General features: G+C 37.0%; 1 protein-coding gene. It reads left to right on the top strand.

Annotated elements, in window-relative coordinates:
• Positions 1–123: 123 nt before the first annotated feature.
• Positions 124–1,380 (top strand): ISL3 family transposase, encoded by a 1,257-nt coding sequence (locus QM406_RS10010; RefSeq protein WP_414274120.1) that lies wholly within the window; start codon positions 124–126, stop codon positions 1,378–1,380.
• Positions 1,381–1,409 lie beyond the last annotated feature (29 nt).

The following is a 1,409-nucleotide window of genomic DNA, read 5'->3' as shown; positions in this document are numbered from 1 at the left end:
GGCTCTATAATATTTGTAGTGGGTAAATCCCCTATAGATATTATGGAGCCTATTTTGTTGTAGAAAAAAAGTTCCATAAGATCTATAATGAAAAGCGACCAAACTCTCATTAGAAAGAATCATATGGAACAATTACATTTTATCACAAAACTACTCGATATTAAAGACCCTAATATCCAGATTCTAGATATCATCAATATGGATACTCACAAAGAAATCATCGCTAAACTGGATTATGAGGCTCCATCTTGTCCTGATTGCGGAAGTCAAATGAAGAAATATGACTTCCAAAAACCGTCGAAAATTCCTTACCTCGAAACGACTGGTATGCCTACTAGAATCCTCCTTAGAAAGCGTCGATTCAAGTGCTATCATTGCTCGAAAATGATGGTCGCTGAGACTTCTATCGTCAAGAAGAATCATCAAATTCCTCGTATTATCAACCAAAAAATTGCGCAAAAGTTAATTGAAAAGACTTCTATGACTGATATTGCCCATCAGCTATCCATTTCAACTTCAACTGTCATTCGAAAGCTCAATGATTTCCACTTTAAGCATGATTTTTCTCGTCTTCCTGAGATTATGTCCTGGGACGAGTATGCCTTCACTAAGGGAAAAATGAGTTTCATTGCACAAGATTTTGATAATCTCAACATCATCACTGTTCTTGAAGGCAGAACACAAGCTATCATCCGCAATCACTTTCTTCGCTACGATAGAGCGGTTCGCTGTCAGGTGAAAATCATTACTATGGATATGTTTAGTCCTTACTATAACTTGGCTAAACAGCTTTTTCCTTATGCTAAAATCGTTCTAGATCGTTTTCACATTGTGCAACATCTTAGCCGTGCTATGAGTCGTGTCCGTGTTCAAATCATGAATCAATTTGATAGAAAATCCCATGAATACAAAGCTATCAAGCGCTACTGGAAGCTCATTCAACAGGATAGTCGTAAACTAAGTGATAAACGTTTTTATCGCCCTACTTTTCGCATGCACTTAACAAATAAGGAGATTCTAGACAAGCTTTTGAGCTATTCAGAAGACTTGAGACACCACTATAATCTCTATCAGCTCTTGCTTTTTCACTTTCAGAACAAGGAGCCAGACAAATTTTTCGGACTCATTGAGGACAATCTTAAACAGGTTCATCCTCTTTTTCAGACTGTCTTTAAGACATTTCTCAAGGACAAAGAGAAAATTGTCAACGCCCTTCAACTACCCTATTCCAACGCCAAATTGGAAGCGACCAATAATCTCGTTAAACTTATCAAACGAAATGCCTTTGGATTTCGGAACTTTGACAACTTTAAGAAACGAATTTTCATCGCTCTGAATATAAAAATGAAGAGGACATCAATTGTCCTCTCCAGATGTTAGTTTTTATTCAACCCACTACAGTTGACAAA

Origin of the sequence: Streptococcus infantis (genome assembly GCF_047465035.1) — a bacterium.
Taxonomy (GTDB): domain Bacteria; phylum Bacillota; class Bacilli; order Lactobacillales; family Streptococcaceae; genus Streptococcus; species Streptococcus infantis_T.
Note: the sequence above shows the minus strand (reverse complement) of the source record. Positions and strands in the feature narration are given on the sequence as shown.

Excerpts from the sequence above, each read along its gene's own strand:
- QM406_RS10010 (WP_414274120.1), top strand. The coding sequence starts at position 124 with ATGGAACAATTACATTTTATCACAAAACTACTCGATATTAAAGACCCT.